The organism is Micrococcus sp. HMSC31B01, from assembly GCF_001816085.1.
In the GTDB taxonomy this organism is placed as follows: domain Bacteria; phylum Actinomycetota; class Actinomycetes; order Actinomycetales; family Micrococcaceae; genus Micrococcus; species Micrococcus luteus.
The window spans coordinates 1-1,890 of record NZ_KV824871.1 but is presented as its reverse complement, the minus strand read 5'-3'; the positions used below and the strand labels follow the sequence as shown (position 1 = coordinate 1,890).

Annotated in this window: 3 protein-coding genes; all 3 read right to left on the bottom strand. The window is 74.3% G+C overall.

Annotation, left to right across the window (positions count from 1 at the left end; genetic code table 11):
- The coding region (locus HMPREF3105_RS00945) for a cysteine desulfurase family protein (protein WP_070708557.1) at positions 1-797 on the bottom strand (797 nt) is incomplete at its 3' end.
- Between the two features lie 37 nt (positions 798-834).
- A complete protein-coding gene (locus HMPREF3105_RS00940; RefSeq protein ID WP_070708556.1) occupies positions 835-1,524 on the bottom strand; it encodes a potassium channel family protein in 690 nt (229 codons plus the stop codon).
- A partial coding sequence (locus tag HMPREF3105_RS00935; RefSeq protein ID WP_141762368.1) for a potassium transporter TrkG occupies positions 1,517-1,890 on the bottom strand: 374 nt, incomplete at its 5' end. The genes HMPREF3105_RS00935 and HMPREF3105_RS00940, both read right to left, overlap by 8 nt.

The window sequence follows — 1,890 nt, the reverse complement described above, 5'->3', positions numbered from 1 at the left end:
TGCTCCGCGACGGCCTCCTCCACGGCGGCCGCCAGCGCTGCGGCCAGGGCCACCGACACCGTGCCCGAGCGCAGGCGACGTTCCTGGCCGCCGCCGTGCACGACGGCCTCCAACGTGACGTCCCGGCGCACGAGCAGGGCGCCGACACCCACGGGGGCGCCGACCTTGTGCCCCGAGACGGCCAGGGTCGCGGCCCCGGACGCGGCGAAGTCCACGGGCACCGCCCCGACGGCCTGGACGGCGTCGGTGTGCAACGGGACCCCGTGGTCGGCAGCGAGCCGGGCGGCCTCGGCCACGGGCTGGACCGTGCCGATCTCGTTGTTGGCCCACATCAGCGTGGCCAGGGCGGTCCGCTCGGGCGCGGTCGCCAGCGCGGCCCCCCATGCGACGAGGTCGACCCGCCCGTCGTCGTCGACCGGGACGAGCACCGGCTCGGCACCCTCGTGTGCGGCGAGCCAGTCCACCACGTCGAGGACCGCGTGGTGCTCGACGCCGGTCAGCACGATCCGGGTGCGCTCCGGCGCAGCCGCGCGGCGGGCCCGGTACAGCCCCTGGACGGCGAGGTTGTCCGCCTCGGTGCCCCCGGACGTGAGGATCACCTCGGTGGGGTGCGCCCCGAGCCCCGCGGCGATGCGCTCCCGCGCCTCCTCGAGGCGCAGCTTGGCCCGACGGCCGGAGGCGTGGAGGGAGGCCGGGTTGCCCGGGAGCGCGGCCGCCTCGGCCAGGGCCGCGAGCGCGGTGGGGCGCACCGTCGTGGTGGCGGCGTGGTCCAGGTGCACGCGGTCCGGGGTGGTCACCCGGCCAGTCTAGGAGCCGCGCCGGATGTGCACCGGCTCAGTCTCGGGCGAGGAACCGCTCGACGTCACGGGTCGGGCCCAAAAGGAGGATCGTGTCCTCGGGCTCGAGCACGTAGTGACTCGGCGGGTAGAGCCACGTGTCGCGGCTGCGGACGGCGACCACGCGCATGCCCCGCTCCCCCGCGAGTCCGGTGGCTCGCAGGTCCCTGCCCAGCAGGCGCGACGGCGGCGTGGCCCGGACCATGGCCAGTCCCGGCTCGACCTCGACGAAGTCCTGGAAGGACGTGCTGACCAGGTGTGCCACGCGGCGGCCCATGTCCCGCTCCGGGTGGACCACGTGCTCCACGCCGAGCTGACGCAGGATCTCGCCGTGGCGGTCGTCGTTGGCCTTGGCCCAGAGCTGGTGCGTCCCGAACCGCCGCATCAGCGAGACGGTGAGGATCGAGTCGGCGAGGTCGCCGCCGATGGCGACGACGACGTGGTCCATCTCGTGGACCGAGAGCTGGCGCATCGCCTCCTCGGCCGTGCTGTCCGCGCGGACGACGTGGGTCAGCCGGCCGTTGAGCGCCTGGACGGCCTCGGCATCGGCGTCGACCCCCAGCACGTGGCAGTCGGACTCCATGAGCTCGAGGGCGACCCCGGAGCCGAACCGGCCGAGCCCGAGGACGGCCACGGTGGGGCGGTCGCCCCGGCGGGGGGCGAACAGGGAACGGGTGAGATCAGCCAATGAGGGGCCTCTCCTTCGGGTACTCGAAGTGGCGGGTGCGGTCGGTCAGGGCCAGGCTGCCGGCGACGGTGGCGGGGCCGATGCGGCCGACGAACATGAGGAGCATCAGGATGCCCTGCGCGGCCGGCGGCAGCTGGGCGGTGATGCCGGTGGACAGGCCCACCGTGCCGAACGCGGACACGCACTCGAACAGGATCTGGTCGGTCGTGAACGAGGACAGGCCCATGAGCGCCATCGTGGCGACGGCGATCGCGGTCGCGGAGAGCATGATCACGGTGATCGCCTCGCGGTGCGTGGTCCGGGAGAGCCGGCGGCCGAACGCATGGACGGCGCCCTCGTTACCTTCTTCGTGGCTCCTGGATCCGG